Origin of the sequence: Pseudomonas sp. GZJR-8, assembly GCF_002916705.1 — a bacterium.
GTDB classification, from domain to species: domain Bacteria; phylum Pseudomonadota; class Gammaproteobacteria; order Pseudomonadales; family Pseudomonadaceae; genus Aquipseudomonas; species Aquipseudomonas synxantha_A.
The window spans coordinates 96435-116321 of the sequence record NZ_JXSI01000007.1 but is presented as its reverse complement, the minus strand read 5'-3'; the positions used below and the strand labels follow the sequence as shown (position 1 = coordinate 116321).

Annotated in this window: 15 protein-coding genes and 1 pseudogene; 10 read left to right on the top strand and 6 right to left on the bottom strand. The window is 60.6% G+C overall.

Annotation, left to right across the window (positions count from 1 at the left end; genetic code table 11):
* The first annotated feature begins 18 nt into the window (after positions 1–18).
* The 4 genes from TK42_RS15695 (at position 19) to TK42_RS15675 (ending at position 5680) form a co-directional block, all read left to right on the top strand.
* Entirely contained in the window at positions 19–1464 is a 1446-nt protein-coding gene (locus tag TK42_RS15695; protein WP_078820288.1) for an aldehyde dehydrogenase family protein, read from the top strand.
* 171 nt (positions 1465–1635) lie between these two features.
* Positions 1636–3000, top strand: coding sequence for an MFS transporter (locus TK42_RS15685; protein WP_005784790.1), 1365 nt, complete (start codon positions 1636–1638; stop codon positions 2998–3000).
* Between the two features lie 10 nt (positions 3001–3010).
* Complete coding sequence (gene garD, locus TK42_RS15680) at positions 3011–4564, top strand: galactarate dehydratase (protein WP_103734632.1); 1554 nt, start codon at positions 3011–3013, stop codon at positions 4562–4564.
* Positions 4565–4738: 174 nt separating this feature from the next.
* A complete protein-coding gene (locus TK42_RS15675; RefSeq protein ID WP_103734631.1) occupies positions 4739–5680 on the top strand; it encodes an AEC family transporter in 942 nt (313 codons plus the stop codon).
* Here the strand turns inward: TK42_RS15675 and TK42_RS15670 are convergent.
* The 6 genes and pseudogenes from TK42_RS15670 to gatC form a co-directional block, all read right to left on the bottom strand.
* Positions 5677–6049: pseudogene (locus TK42_RS15670) on the bottom strand (carboxymuconolactone decarboxylase family protein). The gene TK42_RS15675 and the pseudogene TK42_RS15670 sit on opposite strands and share 4 nt — an antisense overlap.
* On the bottom strand, positions 6046–7125 hold the full coding sequence (locus TK42_RS15665; protein ID WP_005784796.1) for a calcium/sodium antiporter: 1080 nt from the start codon (positions 7123–7125) through the stop codon (positions 6046–6048). Before TK42_RS15665 ends, TK42_RS15670 begins: the two are co-directional and overlap by 4 nt.
* Before the next feature lie 26 nt (positions 7126–7151).
* Positions 7152–7523 (bottom strand): septal ring lytic transglycosylase RlpA family protein, encoded by a 372-nt coding sequence (locus TK42_RS15660; RefSeq protein ID WP_005784798.1) that lies wholly within the window; start codon positions 7521–7523, stop codon positions 7152–7154.
* 99 nt (positions 7524–7622) lie between these two features.
* A complete protein-coding gene (gene gatB / locus TK42_RS15655) occupies positions 7623–9068 on the bottom strand; it encodes an Asp-tRNA(Asn)/Glu-tRNA(Gln) amidotransferase subunit GatB (RefSeq protein WP_005784800.1) in 1446 nt (481 codons plus the stop codon).
* A 10-nt stretch (positions 9069–9078) separates the two neighbouring features.
* Positions 9079–10530, bottom strand: a complete 1452-nt coding sequence (gatA, locus tag TK42_RS15650) for an Asp-tRNA(Asn)/Glu-tRNA(Gln) amidotransferase subunit GatA (RefSeq protein WP_032877795.1) — start codon at positions 10528–10530, stop codon at positions 9079–9081.
* A gap of 16 nt (positions 10531–10546) precedes the next feature.
* Positions 10547–10834, bottom strand: coding sequence for an Asp-tRNA(Asn)/Glu-tRNA(Gln) amidotransferase subunit GatC (gene gatC / locus TK42_RS15645; protein ID WP_005784804.1), 288 nt, complete (start codon positions 10832–10834; stop codon positions 10547–10549).
* Between the two features lie 210 nt (positions 10835–11044).
* On the opposite strand from gatC, the gene mreB reads away from it, so the two are divergent.
* The 6 genes from mreB (at position 11045) to TK42_RS15615 (ending at position 19879) form a co-directional block, all read left to right on the top strand.
* Entirely contained in the window at positions 11045–12082 is a 1038-nt protein-coding gene (mreB, locus tag TK42_RS15640) for a rod shape-determining protein MreB (RefSeq protein WP_002555108.1), read from the top strand.
* A gap of 139 nt (positions 12083–12221) precedes the next feature.
* Positions 12222–13322, top strand: a complete 1101-nt coding sequence (gene mreC, locus TK42_RS15635; RefSeq protein ID WP_103734630.1) for a rod shape-determining protein MreC — start codon at positions 12222–12224, stop codon at positions 13320–13322.
* Positions 13322–13810, top strand: a complete 489-nt coding sequence (gene mreD, locus TK42_RS15630) for a rod shape-determining protein MreD (RefSeq protein WP_003188558.1) — start codon at positions 13322–13324, stop codon at positions 13808–13810. Before mreC ends, mreD begins: the two co-directional genes overlap by 1 nt.
* A gap of 50 nt (positions 13811–13860) precedes the next feature.
* Positions 13861–14457 carry a nucleoside triphosphate pyrophosphatase gene (locus tag TK42_RS15625; protein ID WP_103734629.1) on the top strand — a complete coding sequence of 199 codons (597 nt, stop codon included), beginning with the start codon at positions 13861–13863 and terminating at the stop codon, positions 14455–14457.
* Between the two features lie 70 nt (positions 14458–14527).
* Positions 14528–15985, top strand: coding sequence for a ribonuclease G (rng, locus tag TK42_RS15620; RefSeq protein ID WP_046070915.1), 1458 nt, complete (start codon positions 14528–14530; stop codon positions 15983–15985).
* Between the two features lie 78 nt (positions 15986–16063).
* Positions 16064–19879 carry a YhdP family protein gene (locus TK42_RS15615; RefSeq protein WP_103734628.1) on the top strand — a complete coding sequence of 1272 codons (3816 nt, stop codon included), beginning with the start codon at positions 16064–16066 and terminating at the stop codon, positions 19877–19879.
* The last annotated feature ends 8 nt before the right edge of the window (positions 19880–19887 follow it).

Genomic DNA, 19887 nt, shown 5'->3' with positions numbered 1-19887 from the left:
TGCGTCAGGAGAAGATTTGTGTCCCAAGCAAAGCGTTTCGAAAACTACATCAACGGTGAATGGGTAACCGGCGCCGACTATTGCACCAATATCAACCCGTCTGATTTGTCCGATGTCATCGGCGAATACGCCAAAGCGGACGTGGCCCAAGTCAACGCGGCCATTGACGCGGCCCGCGCCGCTTTCCCGGCCTGGTCCACGTCCGGTATCCAGGCGCGCCACGACGCGCTGGATAAAGTCGGCAGTGAAATCCTTGCCCGTCGCGAAGAGCTCGGCACCTTGTTGGCCCGGGAAGAGGGCAAGACCCTGCCCGAAGCCATCGGCGAAGTGACCCGCGCCGGTAATATTTTCAAGTTCTTCGCCGGTGAATGCCTGCGCCTTTCAGGTGATTACGTGCCCTCGGTGCGTCCGGGCGTCAGCGTTGAAGTGACTCGCGAAGCCCTTGGCGTGGTGGGGCTGATTACTCCATGGAATTTCCCGATTGCCATTCCCGCGTGGAAAATCGCCCCGGCCCTGGCCTACGGCAACTGCGTGGTGATCAAACCTGCGGAGCTGGTGCCGGGTTGCGCCTGGGCCCTGACGGAGATCATTTCTCGCGCTGGTTTCCCTGCTGGTGTGTTCAACCTGGTGATGGGCAGCGGTCGTGTCGTCGGTGACGTGTTGGTTAACAGCCCGAAAGTCGATGGCATCAGCTTCACCGGCTCCGTTGGCGTGGGTCGTCAGATCGCCGTCAATTGTGTGTCGCGCCAGGCCAAAGTGCAGTTGGAAATGGGCGGCAAGAACCCGCAGATCATCCTCGATGACGCCGACCTCAAGCAGGCGGTGGAGTTGTCGGTGCAGAGCGCGTTCTATTCCACCGGCCAGCGTTGCACCGCGTCGAGCCGTTTGATTGTCACCGCCGGTATTCATGACCGGTTTGTTGCGGCAATGGCTGAGCGCATGAAGTCGATCAAGGTCGGCCACGCGTTGCATACCGGCATCGACATCGGGCCAGTGGTGTCCCAGGCCCAGTTGGACCAGGACATGAAATACATCGACATCGGCCAAAGCGAAGGTGCGCGGCTGGTCAGCGGTGGCGGCCTGGTGACCTGCGACACCGAAGGCTATTACCTGGCGCCGACCTTGTTTGCCGACAGCGAAGCGGCGATGCGCATCAGCCGTGAAGAAATTTTCGGCCCGGTGGCCAACGTGGTGCGTGTGGCTGACTACGAGGCGGCGCTGGCCATGGCCAACGACACCGAATTCGGCCTGTCGGCGGGTATCGCCACTACGTCGCTGAAGTACGCCAACCACTTCAAACGCCACTCCCAGGCCGGGATGGTGATGGTCAACCTGCCGACGGCGGGTGTGGACTACCACGTTCCATTCGGTGGCCGTAAGGGCTCATCCTACGGTTCGCGCGAGCAAGGTCGCTATGCGCAAGAGTTCTACACCGTGGTGAAGACCAGCTATATCGGCTCGTAATACGCAGCATCCTGTGGCACTGGCTTTATGTGGGAGCTGGCTTGCCTGCGATAGCATCACCTCGGTCTTGCTGACACACCGAGGTGTCTGCATTGCGGGCAAGCCCGGCTCCCACAGGAAAAACAAAAAATCATTACCCGCAAAAAAAATAATTAGTGGGAGTACCTCTTCATGCAAGCGACCAAGCCGACCCATGTCCGCTATTTGATCCTGCTCATGCTGTTTCTGGTGACCACGATCAACTATGCCGACCGCGCAACTATCGCCATCGCCGGCTCCAGCCTGCAAAAAGACCTCGGCATCGACGCGGTCACCCTCGGTTACATCTTCTCCGCATTCGGTTGGGCTTACGTGGCCGGGCAAATTCCTGGCGGCTGGCTGCTCGACCGCTTCGGCTCGAAAAAAATATACGCCTTGAGCATCTTCACCTGGTCGCTATTCACCGTGCTGCAAGGCTATGTCGGTGAGTTCGGCGTCTCCACCGCCGTAGTGGCGCTGTTCATGCTGCGCTTTATGGTGGGCCTGGCCGAGGCGCCGTCGTTTCCGGGCAATGCCCGTATTGTTGCGGCGTGGTTTCCTACGGCTGAGCGCGGCACCGCATCGGCAATCTTCAATTCGGCGCAGTACTTCGCCACGGTGTTGTTTGCGCCATTGATGGGCTGGATCGTCTACCGCTTCGGCTGGCAGCATGTGTTTATCGTGATGGGCGTGATCGGCATCGTGTTCTCGCTGATCTGGCTGAAAGTTATCCACAGCCCGCGCCAGCATCCGATGATCAACGAGGCCGAGTTCAACCACATCGCTGCCAACGGCGCGATGGTCGACATGGATCAGGACAAGGGCAAGGGTAAGAAAACTGATGGGCCGAAGTGGGATTACATTCGCCAGTTATTGACCAACCGCATGATGCTCGGCGTGTACCTGGGCCAGTACTGCATCAACGGCATCACCTACTTCTTTCTGACCTGGTTCCCGGTGTATCTGGTGCAGGATCGCGGCATGACCATCCTCAAGGCTGGTTTTATCGCCTCGTTGCCGGCGATCTGCGGCTTTATCGGCGGTGTGCTCGGCGGGGTGATCTCTGACTACCTGCTGCGTAAAGGCCACTCGCTGACCTTTGCACGCAAGGCGCCGATCATTGGCGGCCTGCTGATCTCCAGCAGTATCGTGGCCTGCAATTACGTGGACATCGAATGGATGGTGGTGGGCTTCATGGCCCTGGCGTTCTTCGGCAAAGGCGTTGGCGCACTGGGTTGGGCGGTAGTGTCCGACACCTCGCCGAAGCAGATCGCCGGCCTCAGTGGCGGCCTGTTCAACACCTTCGGTAACCTGGCGTCGATCACCACGCCGATTGTCATTGGCTACATCATCAGCACTACCGGCTCGTTCAAATGGGCCCTGGTGTTCGTCGGCGCCAACGCGCTGGTCGCAGTGTTCAGCTACCTGGTGATTGTCGGCCCGATCAAGCGCGTGGTGCTCAAAGAGCCGCCCGCCAAAGGCCCTGAGTTGACCAACCTTTCCCAAGCGCATTCCTGAGGTTCGTGTGATGCAGTTGATTGAACATGCCGACTCGCCGCGCTCGATCCGTTTGCACGAGCGCGACAATGTGGTGATCGTGGTAAACGACCAGGGTGTACCGGCGGGGACCGAATTCCCCGACGGCCTGGTCACCGTGGAGTTCATACCCCAGAGCCACAAGGTCACACTGGAAGATATCCCCGAGGGCGGCCGGATTATCCGCTACGGTCAGACCATCGGTTACGCCCTGGCTCCGATTCCGCGTGGCTGTTGGGTGCAGGAAGATCAACTGCGCATGCCCACCGCGCCACCGCTGGACAGCTTGCCGCTGTCCACCGAGGTGCCTGAAACCCAGGCACCGCTGGAGGGGTTCACCTTCGAGGGCTATCGCAATGCCGACGGTACCGTGGGCACGCGCAATATCCTCGGTATCACCACCACCGTGCAGTGCGTCACCGGCGTGCTGGACCACGCAGTCAAGCGCATCAAGGATGAGTTGCTGCCCAAGTATCCCCACGTCGATGATGTGGTGGCGCTGACTCACAGCTACGGCTGCGGCGTGGCGATTACGGCGACGGATGCCTATATCCCGATCCGCACCGTGCGCAATCTGGCGCGCAACCCGAACCTGGGCGGTGAAGCCCTGGTGATCAGCCTGGGCTGCGAGAAATTGCAGGCCGGCCAGGTGATGCACGATAACGACAGCTCGGTGGACTTGAGCGAGCCGTGGTTGTATCGCCTGCAGGATTCCAGCCATGGCTTTACCGAAATGATTGAGCAGATCATGGCGCTGGCCGAGGTGCGCTTGAAGAAACTCGACCAGCGCCGTCGGGAAACCGTGCCGGCTAGCGAGCTGATCCTGGGTATGCAGTGCGGTGGTAGTGATGCGTTTTCCGGTATCACCGCCAACCCGGCGCTGGGGTATGCCTCGGACTTGTTACTGCGGGCCGGCGCGACGGTGATGTTTTCCGAAGTGACTGAAGTGCGCGATGCCATTTACCTGCTGACTTCCCGGGCGCAGAACCAGGAGGTTGCCCGGGAACTGGTCAGGGAAATGGACTGGTATGACCGTTACCTGGCCAAGGGTGAAGCAGACCGCAGTGCCAATACCACGCCGGGCAACAAGAAGGGCGGGCTGTCGAATATTGTCGAGAAGTCATTGGGCTCCATCGTCAAGTCCGGCAGCAGCGCGATCAACGGCGTGCTCGGCCCCGGCGAGCGCTTGAAGGGCAAGGGCCTGATTTTTTGCGCCACCCCGGCCAGTGATTTTGTGTGCGGCACCTTGCAACTGGCGGCAGGGATGAACCTGCATGTATTCACCACCGGGCGTGGCACGCCGTACGGGCTGGCGATGGCGCCGGTGGTCAAGGTGTCGACCCGCACCGAGCTGGCCCAGCGCTGGCCGGACCTGATCGATATCGACGCCGGGCGCATTGCCACCGGGCGCGCGAGCATCGAGGAGCTGGGCTGGGAGTTGTTTCACTTCTACCTGGACGTGGCCAGTGGCAGGAAGCAGACGTGGGCGGAGCATCACAAGTTGCATAACGACATCACGCTGTTCAACCCGGCGCCGATTACCTGAGACCGAGTCGCCTGCATCGGGAGCAAGCCCCCTCCCACATTGGTCCGCATTTCAACAGAATGAATGCGTTCAAATGTGGGAGGGGGCTTGCTCCCGATAGCGGTAGACCAGACGACACGGGCTGCATGGCTTATCATTAGCCAACTAACGACGCCCACCAAGGTTCTCCCCGGCATGCTGGCAATCTTCCTTACCACCCTCACCATCACCGCGCCGGTGTTTGCCATGCTGTTTCTGGGTGTGCTGCTCAAGCGCATCAACTGGATCAACGACAACTTTATCCATACCGCGTCGTCGCTGGTGTTCAACGTCACCATGCCGGCGCTACTGTTCCTGGGCATCCTGCATGCCGATCTGCACGCGGCACTCAAGCCGGGTTTGCTGGTCTATTTTGCCGTCGCCACCCTGGCGAGCTTTGCTTTGGCCTGGGGCTGGGCGATTTTTCGCTGCAAGCGTGAAGACCGGGGCATTTACACCCAGGGTGCGTTTCGCGGCAATAACGGGGTGATCGGCCTGGCGCTCGCCGCCAGTATGTACGGTGACTACGGGATCTCCCTGGGCGCAATCCTCGCGGCGCTGGTGATCCTGTTTTACAACACGCTGTCGACCATTGTGCTGGCGGTGTACAGCCCGGTGATCAAGTCCGACCCGTGGAGCATTTTCAAGAGTGTGGTGGCTAACCCACTGATCATCAGCGTGATCGTTGCTGCGCCGTTCGCGTACTTTCAGATCAGCTTGCCCGGCTGGTTCGAAAAGTCCTTGCAGTACCTGTCGGATACCACGCTGCCGTTGGCGTTGATTTGCATCGGCGGCACCTTGTCCATGGCCGCGCTGCGCAAGAGCGGCAACATGGCGTTGAGTGCGAGCCTGATGAAGATGATCTGGTTGCCGGTGATCGCAACCTTGGGCGCTTGGTTGCTGGGCTTTCGCGGGCCGGAGCTGGGGATTCTGTTCCTGTACTTCGGCGCGCCGACAGCCGCGGCCAGCTTCGTGATGGCCAGGGCGGCGCAAGGCAATCATGAGCTGGCGGCGGCGATTATCGTGATCACTACGCTGATGGCGGCGGTGACCACCAATATCGGGATTTTCGTATTGCAGGCGGGTGGCTGGATCTAGGCGTCTTTCTGGTAGCTTTCGATCACTTCCTGCGCCGCCCGAAAGGCATCAATCGCCGCCGGCACACCGGCATACACCGCGCAGCGCTTCGCGAATCTCGTCTACCGTGCAGCCATTATTAAGTGCACCGCGCACGTGGCCCTTGAGTTCCTGCGGGCATTTGAGGGCTGTCAGGGCGGCGAGGGTGATCAGGCTGCGGGTCTTGAGCGGCAAGCCTTCGCGGTTCCAGACAGCGCCCCACGCATGTTCATTGACGAAGTCCTGCAGCGGCTGGGTGAACGCCGTGGCATTACCCAGGGCGCGGTCGACGAATGCGTCGCCCATGACTTGGCGTCGTACCTCAACTCCGGGTTTTTTCTGATCGGTCATTTCGATTCCCTCTTGTGTTGGCGGTGCCAGGCGCGCACAGAGGTGAACAACAGCAAAGCCACCAACGCCGGCAGGACGTAATACAGCATCAATTGTTCAAGCTTGTTGGCCAGGGGCATACCGGTGGTGAAGGCCATTACGTGCAGCCCGTACGCCAGGTACAACCCCAGCAGCACCAGCCCTTCGATACGCGTCACGCGGTAGCCGGTATAAAACACCGGCAGGCACAGGACGATGGCACCGAGCATTACCGGCAAATCGAAGTCCAGGGCATTGGGTGATACCGACAGCGGCGACGGCGCCACCAGCGCGGTAAAGCCCAGCACTCCCAGCAGGTTGAACAGGTTGCTGCCGATCACGTTGCCCACCGCAATTTCCCGCTCGCCCCGCAAGGCGGCGATCAGCGATGTGGCAAGGCAGGGTAGCGAGGTGCCCACGCCGATGAGCGTCAGGCCGATGACGCGCTCCGACAAGCCCAGGTCGCCCGCCACTTCCACCGCGGCGCCCAGCAACAAATGCCCGGCCAGTACCAGCACCAATAGCCCGGCGAACATCAGCAACGCGCTGCTCAACCAGGGTGCCTTGGCCACGGTGTCCAGGGTGCGCGGGCGGCGTGAGTGACGCGTCTGGTGGTGCAGCACGCCAAGGTAAGCTACCAGCGCCACCAGCAGCAAAACACCATCGAGCGGGGTCAGCACTTCATTGGCGGCCAGGATAAACACCAGCAGACCGGCGAATATCATCACCGGGATATCCACACGCACCAGTTGCCGTGAGACCCGCAGTGGAATGATCAGCGCCGACAGGCCCAGGGTGACGAGGATATTGAAAATGCTGCTGCCAATAACGCTACCCACGGCGATATCGGTATTGCCGGCCAGCGTGGCCTGGAGGCTGACGGCCATCTGCGGCGCGCTGCTGCCGAAGGCGACAACGCTCAAGCCGATGATCAGCGGTCGCACTTTGAGGCTGGCCGCCAGGCGCACGGCGGCGCGTACCAGGATCTCGGCGCCGACGATCAACAGCAGCAAGCCGCCGACCAGTTCGAGCAGGCTCCAGGGCGAAAGGGCGTTCAATCCGAAAATACTCAAGGCGGCCTCAATCAGTTGTTCAGGGCTTGCACGCGAACCCGTGCGGTGCCGCTGCCCAGCATACGCAGTTGCTCGGCAGCCTTGCGGGAAACGTCGATCAGGCGCCCACGGGTGTGCGGGCCGCGGTCATTGATGCGCACCACGACCGATCGGTCGTTGTTCAGGTTGGTCACTTTGACCCGCGTACCGAAGGGCAGGCGCCGATGCGCAGCGGTCAAGGCGTTCTGGTTGAAGGGTTCACCACTGGCGGTTCTTTTGCCATGGTGTTTGGCGCCGTAATAGGAGGCGGTGCCGGTTTCGTCGTAACCGTTGGGGTCGATGAGACCGCTGGCGCAACCGGCCAGCAGGGAGGACAAGGCCAGGAGGCCGAGTAGACGTTTCATTGTCAGGACATCCCCAATAAAAAATGTGGAGAGGGAGCAAGCCCCCTCCCACACAGGTTGGAGCCAGACCTTGAAGTCTGCTCCAACCATTCACCGCAATCAGCCTTCGAGCTTGCTTTTAAGCAGTTCGTTCACCTGTTGCGGGTTGGCTTTGCCCTTGGAGGCTTTCATGGCCTGGCCGACAAAGAAGCCGAACATCTTGCCGCGCTTGGCTTCGTCTGCGGCGCGGTATTGCTCGACCTGTTCGGCATTCGCCGCGAGCATTTCATCGAGTACGGCCGAAATCGCGCCGCTGTCGGTGACTTGCTTGAGACCACGCTTCTCGATGATCTCGTCGGCGTTGCCTTCACCCGCGGCCATCGCTTCGAACACCGTCTTGGCGATTTTGCCGGAGATGGTGTTGTCCTTGATGCGCAGCAGCATGCCGCCCAATTGTTCGGCAGTGACGGGCGCTTCGTCGATTTCCAGGCCCTGTTTGTTCAGCAGGCTGCCCAGTTCGACCATCACCCAGTTGGCCGCCAGCTTGGCGTCGCCGGCAATGCTCACGACTTTTTCGAAGTAGTTGGCTTGTTCACGGCTGGAGGCCAGCACGCTGGCATCGTAGACCGACAGGCCGAACTGCTCCTGGAAGCGCTCGCGTTTTTGCTGCGGCAGTTCCGGCAGGGTGGCGCGGATGTCGTTGAGGAACGAATCTTCCAGCACCACCGGCAACAGGTCCGGGTCGGGGAAGTAACGGTAGTCGTTGGCTTCCTCTTTGCTGCGCATGGCGCGGGTTTCGTCTTTGTTCGGGTCGTACAGGCGCGTTTGCTGGATCACCTTGCCGCCGTCCTCGATCAATTCGATCTGGCGACGCACTTCGCTGTTGATCGCCTTCTCGATGAAGCGGAACGAGTTGACGTTCTTGATCTCGCAGCGGGTGCCGAACTCAACCTGGCCCTTTGGCCGGATCGACACGTTGCAGTCGCAACGCAGCGAGCCTTCGGCCATGTTGCCGTCGCAGATGCCCAGGTAGCGCACCAGCGCGTGGATGGTCTTGACGTAGGCCACGGCTTCCTTGGCACTGCGCATGTCCGGTTCGGAGACGATTTCCAGCAGCGGCGTGCCGGCACGGTTCAGGTCGATACCGGTGGCGCCGGGGAATTCTTCGTGCAGGCTCTTGCCGGCGTCTTCTTCCAGGTGCGCACGGGTTACGCCGACACGCTTGATGGTGCCGTCTTCCAGCGGGATGTCCAGGTGGCCCTTGCCGACGATCGGCAGTTCCATCTGGCTGATCTGGTAGCCCTTGGGCAGGTCCGGATAGAAGTAGTTCTTGCGTGCAAACACGTTGTGCTGGCCGATTTCGGCGTCAATCGCCAGGCCGAACATCACCGCCATGCGCACCGCTTCCTGGTTCAGCACCGGCAGCACACCGGGCATGCCCAGGTCGACCAGGCTGGCCTGGGTGTTGGGCTCAGAGCCGAACGTGGTGGCGCTACCGGAGAAAATCTTCGATTGGGTGGCGAGCTGGGTATGAATCTCCAGCCCGATCACAACTTCCCATTGCATAGTGTTCTCCTCAGAAGCCGGTAGGGGTGCGGGTGTGCCAGTCGGTGTGCAACTGGTACTGGTGCGCCACATTGAGCAGGCGGCCTTCCTGGAAATACGGGGCGAGCAATTGTACGCCTACCGGCAAGCCATCGACGAAACCGGCGGGCATGGACAAGCCCGGCAGGCCCGCGAGGTTGGCGGTAATGGTGTAGAGGTCTTCCAGGTACTCGGCGATCGGGTCGCCGGTCTTGGCGCCGATTTTCCAGGCCGGGTTCGGCGTGGTCGGGCCGAGGATCACGTCGACTTCTTCGAAGGCGGCCATGAAATCGTTCTTGATCAGGCGACGGATTTTCTGCGCCTTGAGGTAGTACGCGTCGTAGTAGCCGGCGGACAGGGCATAGGCACCGACCATGATCCGGCGCTGGACTTCACTGCCGAAGCCTTCGCCACGGGAGCGTTTGTACAGGTCGGTGAGGTCTTTCGGGTTTTCGCAGCGATAGCCGAAGCGCACGCCATCGAAGCGCGACAGGTTGGAAGACGCCTCTGCCGGCGCGATCACGTAATAGGCGGGAATCGCGTGCTGGTTGTTCGGCAGGCTGATTTCCTTGATCACGGCGCCTAGCTTTTCCAGCTCTTTGATGCTGTTTTGCACCAGATCGGCGATACGCGGGTCGAGGCCGGCGCTGAAGTACTCTTTCGGCACGCCGATGCGCAGGCCCTTGAGCGAGGTATTCAGGCTGGCGCTGTAGTCCGGCACGGGCTCATCGATGCTGGTGGAGTCCTGTTTATCGAAGCCTGCCATGCCTTGTAACAATATTGCACAGTCTTCAGCGGTGCGTGCCAGGGGGCCGCCCTGATCGAGACTTGAGGCGTAGGCGATCATGCCCCAGCGGGAAACGCGACCGTAGGTCGGCTTCAGGCCGGTGAGGTTGGTGAACGCGGCGGGCTGGCGGATCGAACCACCGGTGTCGGTCGCCGTAGCGGCGGGCAGGAAGCGTGCGGCCACGGCCGCAGCCGAGCCACCCGACGAACCGCCGGGCACGTGCTCAAGGTTCCACGGGTTTTTCACCGCGCCGTAGTAGCTCGACTCGTTGGCCGAACCCATGGCGAACTCGTCCATGTTGGTCTTGCCCAGGGTCACAGCCCCGGCGGCGGCCAGCTTGGAGACCACGGTGGCGTCGTAGGGCGCCTTGAAGTTGTCGAGCATCTTCGAGCCGCAGCTGGTGCGAATGCCCTGGGTGCAGAACAGGTCCTTGTGGGCGATGGGGGCGCCCAGCAGAGGGTTGTTTTCACCGTTGGCGCGACGTGCGTCGGCGGCCTTGGCCTGGCTCAGGGCCAGCTCTTGGGTGAGGCTGATGAAGCTGTTGACCTTGGGATCGTGCTCGGCGATACGCGCAAGCAGGGTTTTGGTCAGCTCTTCGCTGGAAAACGTTTTGTCGGCGAGACCGCGGGCGATCTCGGCCAGAGTCATGTGATGCATGAAAGGCTCTTTCCCTTTAGTCGATGACTTTCGGAACCAGGTACAGGCCGTTTTCGACCGCTGGCGCGATGGACTGGTAGGCCTCGCGGTTATTGCGCTCGGTCACGACGTCTGCGCGCAGGCGCTGACTGGCTTCCAGCGGGTGAGCCAGGGGCTCGATGCCGTCGGTATCGACGGCCTGCATTTGGTCAACCAGCCCGAGAATGCTGTTCAGGGCTGCGGTGGTCTGTGGAAGATCGGCGTCATTGAGGCCAAGCGAGGCCAGATGCGCGATTTTTTCCACGTCGGAGCGTTCAAGCGCCATGGGATTCTCCAGTGGAAAACAGAACGGAAGGCGTCCGTGTGTTAGATTGTCGGAACACTACCGCATTTCTACGGTCATATGGCCGCGATTGTGGGGGTTGGTGCACAGAAAGTCGGCCAATTTAGCACATTGGCGCCTTGCCCAAAATCCCTGTCGTTGTTAGAGTTTGCCGCACTTTTTTACCCACGCGTTGCCTAGGGTCCCTTTCCCATGTTCAAGAAACTGCGTGGCATGTTTTCCAGCGATCTTTCCATTGACCTGGGCACTGCCAACACCCTTATTTACGTGCGCGAGCGCGGTATCGTTCTGAATGAGCCATCGGTTGTGGCCATTCGGACCCATGGTAATCAGAAAAGTGTCGTTGCCGTTGGCACCGAGGCCAAGCGTATGCTCGGCCGTACACCAGGCAACATTGCTGCCATTCGTCCGATGAAGGATGGCGTGATCGCCGATTTCAGCGTCTGCGAGAAGATGCTGCAGTACTTCATCAACAAGGTTCACGAAAACAGTTTTCTGCAGCCCAGCCCTCGTGTGCTGATCTGCGTTCCGTGCAAGTCCACCCAGGTTGAGCGTCGTGCCATCCGTGAGTCGGCCCTTGGCGCCGGTGCCCGCGAAGTGTTCCTGATCGAAGAGCCGATGGCGGCTGCGATCGGTGCCGGCCTGCCGGTTGAAGAAGCCCGCGGCTCGATGGTGGTGGATATCGGTGGTGGTACGACCGAAATCGCCCTGATTTCCCTGAACGGTGTGGTGTATGCCGAATCCGTGCGCGTGGGTGGCGACCGTTTCGACGAAGCGATCATCACGTATGTGCGTCGCAACTACGGCAGCCTGATCGGCGAATCCACCGCCGAGCGCATCAAGCAGGAAATCGGCACCGCCTACCCGGGCGGCGAAGTTCGCGAAGTCGATGTTCGCGGTCGCAACCTGGCCGAAGGCGTTCCACGTGCCTTCACCCTGAACTCCAATGAAGTGCTGGAAGCTCTGCAAGAGTCCCTGGCCACCATCGTTCAGGCCGTGAAGAGTGCCCTGGAGCAGTCGCCGCCGGAGCTGGCTTCCGATATCGCCGAGCGTGGCCTGGTGCTGACCGGTGGTGGCGCCTTGCTGCGCGACCTCGACAAGCTGCTGGCCCAGGAAACCGGTCTGCCGGTGATCGTTGCCGAAGACCCGCTGACCTGCGTTGCTCGTGGTGGTGGTCGTGCGCTGGAAATGATGGATAAACACACCATGGACCTGCTCTCCAGCGAATAAGATTGCCTGGATGGTTCATGCTTGGTCGGCAGGCAGCACTTTGCAGTGCTGCCTGTTGGCGTTTATCTTCTTCAATCTGCATCCAGGCCGGTTTGATGCCGTATGAATAAAGAGAACATTTGCCTGGGAGGAGCGGCTTATTAAACCGCTTTTCGCCAAAGGCCCCTCATTGGGCGTGCGCTTATTGGTGCTGACCGTGCTTTCGGTCGCGCTGATGGTGGTCGATGCCCGCTTTGCACTGCTCAAGCCCGTGCGTAGCCAGATGTCGCTGGTGTTGATGCAGACCTACTGGATCACCGACCTGCCACAACGTCTCTACCAGGGCGTGGCCAGCCAATTTGGCAGCCGCACCGAGCTGATCGCCGAGAACGAAAAACTCAAGACTGAAAACCTGCTGTTGCAGGGGCGCATGCAAAAGCTGGCGGCCCTCACCGAGCAGAACGTTCGTCTGCGCGAGTTGCTCAATTCTTCCGCGTTGGTCAATGAAAAGGTTGAAGTCGCCGAGCTGATCGGCATGGATCCGAACCCGTTCACTCATCGCATCATCATCAATAAGGGTGAGCGCGACGGTGTGGTCCTCGGCCAGCCGGTGCTCGATGCCCGTGGCCTGATGGGCCAGGTGGTGGAGTTGATGCCCTACACCTCGCGCGTCCTGCTGCTGACGGACACGACCCACAGCATTCCGGTTCAGGTCAACCGCAACGGCTTGCGCGCGATTGCCAGCGGTACCGGCAACCCCGAACGCCTCGAACTGCGCCATGTTGCCGACACTGCGGATATCAAGGAAGGCGACCTGCTGGTCAGCTCCGGCCTGGGCCAGCGCTTCCCGGCCGGCTACCCGGTGGCGACGGTCAAGGAAGTGATCCACGATTCTGGCCAACCATTCGCGATCGTTCGGGCCGTGCCGACGGCTGCCCTTAACCGTAGCCGTTACCTGCTGCTGGTGTTCAGCGATAACCGCACCCCGGAGGAGCGCGCCAACGACGCCGCCCAGGCCCAGGAAGCGGAAGACAAGCAGAACGGCACCGCGCCGGTCGTCCCCGCCATTGTGCCCAAACCGGCCTTCGTCGGGCCACCAGCGCCTGCGGCTGCGCCGGCCGTTCCGGCAACCGCAGCGCCTGTCGCCACACCAGCCAAGCCTGCTGCACAGAGTGCTCGCCCGGCTAAACCGGCGGCGACCACCGCGCCTGCGAGGCCTGCGACAATCGCTCCGGCCACCACACGGCAGAGGGAGGAATAATGGCCGGTACTCATTCGCGCAATGGCTGGATCGTCTGGCTGACTTTCGCTATTGGCTTGCTGCTCAGCGTTTCGCCGCTGCCGCAATTCATGGAAATCCTGCGCCCGCTCTGGCTGGCCTTGTTGCTGGCGTTCTGGTCTTTGAACCTGCCGCACAAGGTGGGCATGGTCACTGCGATGTGCCTGGGCTTGGCGGAGGATGTGCTCTATGGCACCTTGCTGGGCCAGAATGCGTTGATCCTGACCCTGATCACTTTCCTGGTGCTGTCGTTGCAACAGCGCCTGCGCATGTTCCCTATGTGGCAGCAGTGCCTGGTGATCCTGGTGATTTTCGGTTTGGCGCAGTTGGTGCAATTGTGGCTGAGCGCATTGACCGGCAACCGTCAGCCCACCCTGGCGCTGGTCTTGCCGGCCCTGGTCAGTGCACTGCTGTGGCCCTGGATCAGTTTTGGCCTGCGTGGGCTGCGTCGCCGCTATAAAATCAATTGAATGGTTGCGAGGCTCTGCCTGGTTATCGAACCCAACAGGGAGAGGCTGCAATGATTTCGCTTTATCTGGCCTCGGGCTCCCCGCGGCGACGTGAGCTGCTGACCCAGATCGGTGTGCCTTTCACCGTAGTCAGCGCCGCGATTGATGAAACACCGCTTACCCACGAACCTGCCGTTGCCTATGTCGAGCGTCTTGCACGCGGCAAGGCAACGGCGGGTTTTGTTGCGCTTGGCCAAACCTCGGGCGCCTGCGTATTGGGCGCCGATACGGCGGTGATTATTGATGGCCAGATCCTGGGCAAACCCGTGGACCAGGCCGACGCGCTGGCAATGCTGATGGCCCTTTCGGGCCGCGAGCATGAAGTTCTCACCGCGATTGCCCTCACCGACGGCCAGCGCTGCGAAACTCGATATGTAAGCAGTCTTGTACGTTTTCGCCAGCTTTCTGTCGAAGAGGCTACAACCTACTGGCACAGTGGCGAACCCCAGGACAAGGCCGGCGGCTATGCTATCCAAGGCCTGGGTTCGGTGTTCGTTGCCGGCCTCAATGGCAGTTATTCTGCGGTGGTTGGCCTGCCCGTGTGCGAAACCGCGCAACTGCTCGTCCAATTCGGCATACCCTGTTGGCAAAACATTACCGTGCGCTGAACGCCGTATTCCAGCGCCAAGCCTTGAGCGATCGGTCACTATTGTGAAAACGCCTGAACGAGACCCAGCCATGAGTGAAGAGATTCTGATCAATATCACGCCGATGGAATCGCGCGTGGCGGTGGTAGAGAACGGTGTTCTGCAAGAAGTGCATGTCGAGCGTACCCAAAAGCGTGGGATCGTCGGCAATATCTACAAAGGCAAGGTGGTGCGCGTACTGCCAGGTATGCAGGCAGCATTTGTCGATATCGGCCTGGACCGTGCTGCGTTTATCCACGCTTCGGAAATTTCCCTGCGCGAAGGCCCTGCGGTGGAAAGCATCAGCGCCCTGGTGCATGAAGGGCAGAGTCTGGTGGTGCAAGTCACCAAGGACCCTATCGGCTCCAAGGGCGCACGCTTGACCACCCAGTTGTCGATTCCCTCGCGCTACCTGGTGTACATGCCGCGCACTGCCCATGTCGGCATTTCCCTGAAGATCGAAGACGAAGCCGAGCGTGACCGCCTGAAAAAGGTGGTCAGCGACTGCGTGGCTGCCGAGGGCATCAAGGAAGCGGGCGGGTTTATCCTGCGTACCGCCGCCGAAGGCGCCGGCGCTGATGAGATCCTTATGGATATCCGCTACCTGCGGCGGTTGTGGGATCAGATCGACGCACAGATCAAGACCATTGGCGCGCCCAGCGTCATCTATGAAGACCTGGGCCTGGCGCTGCGTACGCTGCGTGACCTGGTCAGCCCGAAAATTGAGAAAATCCGTATCGACTCGCGGGAAACCTTCCAGCGCACCACGCAATTTGTTGCCGAGCTGATGCCGGAAATTGCCGACCGCCTGGAGCACTACCCCGGCGAGCGGCCGATCTTCGACCTGTATGGCGTTGAAGACGAAATCCAGAAAGCCCTGGAGCGCAAGGTGCCGCTCAAATCCGGCGGCTACCTGGTGGTGGATCCGGCCGAAGCCATGACCACCATTGACGTTAACACTGGCGCATTCGTGGGCCATCGCAACCTCGAAGAGACCATCTTCAAGACCAACCTGGAAGCCGCCACGGCGATCGCTCGCCAACTGCGCCTGCGCAACCTCGGTGGCATCATCATCATCGACTTCATCGACATGGAAGATGAGGAGCACCAGCGCCAGGTATTGCGCACCCTCGAAAAGCAGCTGGAGCGCGATCACGCCAAGACCAACATCATCGGCATCACCGAGCTGGGCCTGGTGCAGATGACCCGCAAGCGCACCCGCGAAAGCCTTGAGCAGGTGCTGTGCGAGCCGTGCAGCAGTTGCCAGGGGCGGGGTAAATTGAAAACCCCGGAAACCGTTTGCTACGAAATTTTCCGCGAAATCCTGCGTGAGGCACGTGCCTATCAGGCCGAGGGTTATAGAGTGCTTGCCAACCAGAAAGTGGTCGATCGCCTGCTGGACGAAGAGTCGGGGAACGTCGCGGAGCTGGAGAGCTTTATCGGTCGCACGATTCGCTTCCAGGTCGAAACCATGTATTCCCAGGAACAATACGACGTGGTGCTGCTCTGATCCCCAATTGCTTGCCTTATTCGAGACCGGCGGACCTTGATCTGCCGTCCGCCAACTGTTTTTTGAGGGTCGCCTGACATGGAGCGTCTGATACGCTTTTTTGCCGCTTTGACCCGCTGGGGCTTGGGCCTGTGTGCGTTGCTGCTGGTATTGGCGGCGGTGTACGTAAGCCTGGGGCGTGAATTGACCCCATTGGTCGCCGAATATCGCGCCGAAATCGAAGCCAAGGCCCAGGCTGCAGTGGATACACCGCTGCATATCGGCAGCCTTGAAGGCCGCTGGAGCGGGTTTGCTCCGGTATTGCTGGCTCACGATGTGATGGTCGGCGAGGGCAGCAGTGCCTTGCGCCTGGACCAGGTGGAAGTGGTACCGGATATGTGGGCCAGCCTGTTGGCCCGTGAAGTGCGCATCGCCCACCTTCAAGTCAGCGGCCTGCAATTGAGCGTCAAGGAAGACAAGGACGGCCGCTGGACGCTGCAAGGCTTGCCGGTTCAGGACGACCAGCCGCTGGACCCGCAACAGTTGCTGACGCGCATGCAAATGGTCAAGCGCGTGTCGGTGCTGGACAGTCAGGTTACCTTGCAGCCCTTCGATCAGGCGCCGGTGACCGTGACCTATGTAGGCCTGAGCCTGCATACCGGCATGAGCCATCAGCGTCTGGATGCACGGCTGACCTTGCCTGATGGCCAGCCGCTTGCTGTCAGCCTGCGTAGCCGTATTCGCGCCAGCCAGTGGAAGGACGCAGAGATCGACGCCTACCTGAGCCTGCCGCAAAGCGACTGGGCCAAATGGATTCCCGCCCGGCTAACCCAGCAATGGAAACTCACGCGGTTCAAAGCCGGCGGTGAGTTTTGGCTCAGTTGGGCCAAAGGCACCGTGCAAAGCGCTGCTGTTCGCCTCAACTCGCCGCAAGTGAAGGGCAGCTACGCCGACCGCAAGCCCGTGCATCTGGAGAATCTGGCGCTGACGGCCTACCTGCAACGCAGTGATAGTGGCCTTGAAGTGCTGTTCGATTCGCTGGCAATGAACATTGGCGACACCCGCTGGGAGTCGCGCATTCAATTGCAGCAAAACCTGGCGACCGATAAAGAACAGGAAGTGTGGAAGTTGCAGGCCGATCGTCTTGACCTGACGCCGATCACGCCGCTGCTCAATGCCTTGGCGCCGTTGCCCGAAGGTTTCGCCAAGACCGTCGAGCATCTCAAGGCCACTGGCCTGTTGCGTAATGTGCTGGTGGATTTCCGCCCTCAGGACGCCACCGACCAGAAAGTCAGCTTTGCCGCGAACCTTGAGCGTGTCGGTTTCGACGCGTATTTCGGTGCGCCGGCCGCGCGTAATGTGTCCGGCAGCATCAGTGGCGACCTGGGCCATGGCGAACTGCGCATGGACAGCAAGGATTTTTCCCTGCATCTGTTCCCCATCTTCGCCAAGCCCTGGCAGTACATCCAGGCCAATGCACGCCTGACCTGGAAACTCGACAAACAGGGTTTCACCCTGATCGCTCCGTACATCAAGGTGCTGGGCGAAGAGGGCAAGGTCGCGGCGGACTTCCTGATTCGCCTGCATTTCGATCATAGCCAGGAAGACTACATGGACCTGCGGGTCGGCATGGTCGATGGCGATGGCCGTTTTACCCCCAAATACTTGCCGGCCGTGTTGAGCCCGGCGCTGGATGAGTGGCTGCGTACCGCGATTCTCAAAGGGGCAGTGGATGAAGGCTTTTTCCAGTACCAGGGGTCGCTGAGCCACAACGCCCTGCCGGCGTCGCGCAATATCAGCCTGTTCTTCAAGGTGCATGACGCCGAACTGGCCTTCCAGCCGGGTTGGCCCCATGTGAACAAGGTTAATGGTGAAGTGTTCGTCGAGGAAAGCGGCGTGCGCATCCTGGCGAGCAAGGGGCAGTTGCTCGACACCCGGGTCAAGGATGTGTACGTCAATATTCCTCACGCACCGGCCGGCAAGGACAGTCATCTGTTGCTCACCGGCGGGTTTTCCGGTGGCTTGGGTGATGGTCTGAAAATTCTTCAGGAAGCGCCCATCGGTACCGCGTCCACGTTCGCCGGCTGGAAAGGCGAGGGTGACCTGCAAGGTAGCCTGGACCTTGACGTTCCCCTGGCCAAGGGCACCGAGCCCAAGATCGTGGTGGACTTCAAGACCGACAAGGCACGCCTGCAATTGGCTGAGCCGCCCTTGGACCTCACCCAGCTCAAGGGTGATTTTCGCTTCGATAGCGCCAAGGGCCTGAGCGGTCAGAACATCTCGGCCCAGGCATTCGAGCAACCTATCACTGCGCAGATCTTCGCCGAGGGCAAGCCGGGCAATATCAGCACTCGCGTGACTGCCAAGGGGCAGGTGGCGGTCAAACGTCTTACGGATTGGCTGAACGTCAGTCAGCCGTTGCCGGTATCCGGCGATATTCCTTACCAGTTGCAGGTTATTCTGGACGGTGCGGACAGTCAGTTGATGGTCAACTCCAACCTCAAGGGTGTTGCGGTGGATCTACCGGCGCCGTTCGGCATGCCGGCCAGCCAGGGACGTGACAGCACCTTTCGCATGACGTTGCAGGGCGCTGAGCGACGTTACTGGTTTGATTACGGCGAGCTGGCGAATTTCACCTTTGCGGCACCGCCGGACAACTTCAATAACGGCCGTGGCGAATTGTTCCTGGGTGACGGTGACGCGCTGTTGCCCGGGGCCAAGGGCTTGCGCATTCGTGGCGTGCTGTCGGAACTGGATATCGATCCCTGGAAAAAGCTCGTGGACCGCTACGCGGGTAACGACCCAGGTGGCAATGCCAAGCAACTGCTAAGTGGCGCCGACTTCAGGGTAGGCAAGCTGACCGGATTTGGTACCCAGTTTGACCAGGTCAAGTTGCAGCTTGATCGCAAGCCGGCTGCCTGGGGCCTGCAGCTCGACAGCCAGCAAGCCAACGGCACGGTGAACCTGCCCGATGCCAAGGGCGCGCCGATTGCGATCAACCTCAAGTACGTCAAATTGCCCGCAGTGGACCCGACAGCCCAGGCCGACGAAAACGCACCGGACCCGCTGGCCGATATCGACCCCAAAAGCATCCCGGCACTGGACATCGCCATTGACCAGCTGTTCCAGGGCCCCGATCTGATAGGGGCATGGTCGCTGCGGATTCGTCCGACCGCCAAGGGCCTGGCCTTCAATAACCTGGACCTGGGCCTCAAGGGGATGCTGCTCAAGGGCGCCGGTGGCTGGGAGGGCGCGCCGGGCGCCAGCAGCAGTTGGTACAAGGGCCGCCTCGATGGCAGAAATATCGCCGATGTGCTCAAGGGCTGGGGTTTTGCGCCTACGGTGACCAGTGAGGATTTCCATCTGGACGTGGATGGCCGTTGGCCGGGCTCGCCGGCCTGGGTTGGGCCCAAGCGCTTTTCCGGCAGCCTGGATGCCGCATTCCGTAAAGGTCAGTTCGTTGAAGTGGAAGGGGGCGCCCAGGCATTGCGGGTGTTTGGCCTGCTTAACTTCAACTCCATTGGCCGGCGTTTGCGTTTGGACTTTTCCGACCTGTTTGGCAAAGGCTTGAGCTATGACCGAGTCAAGGGCTTGCTGGCTGCCAGTAATGGTGTGTTCGTGACCCGTGAGCCCATCACCATGACCGGGCCCTCGACCAATCTTGAGCTTAACGGCACCCTGGATCTGGTCGCCGATCGCGTCGACGCCAAGCTGCTGGTCACGTTGCCGGTGACCAACAACCTGCCCATCGCGGCGCTGATTGTCGGTGCGCCTGCCATTGGTGGTGCGTTGTTCCTGATCGACAAGCTGATCGGTGATCGGGTTTCGCGCTTTGCCAGTGTGCAGTACAAGGTGCAAGGCCCTTGGAAGGATCCGAAAATCACCTTCGACAAGCCATTTGAAAAGCCAAACTGAGAGCCTGT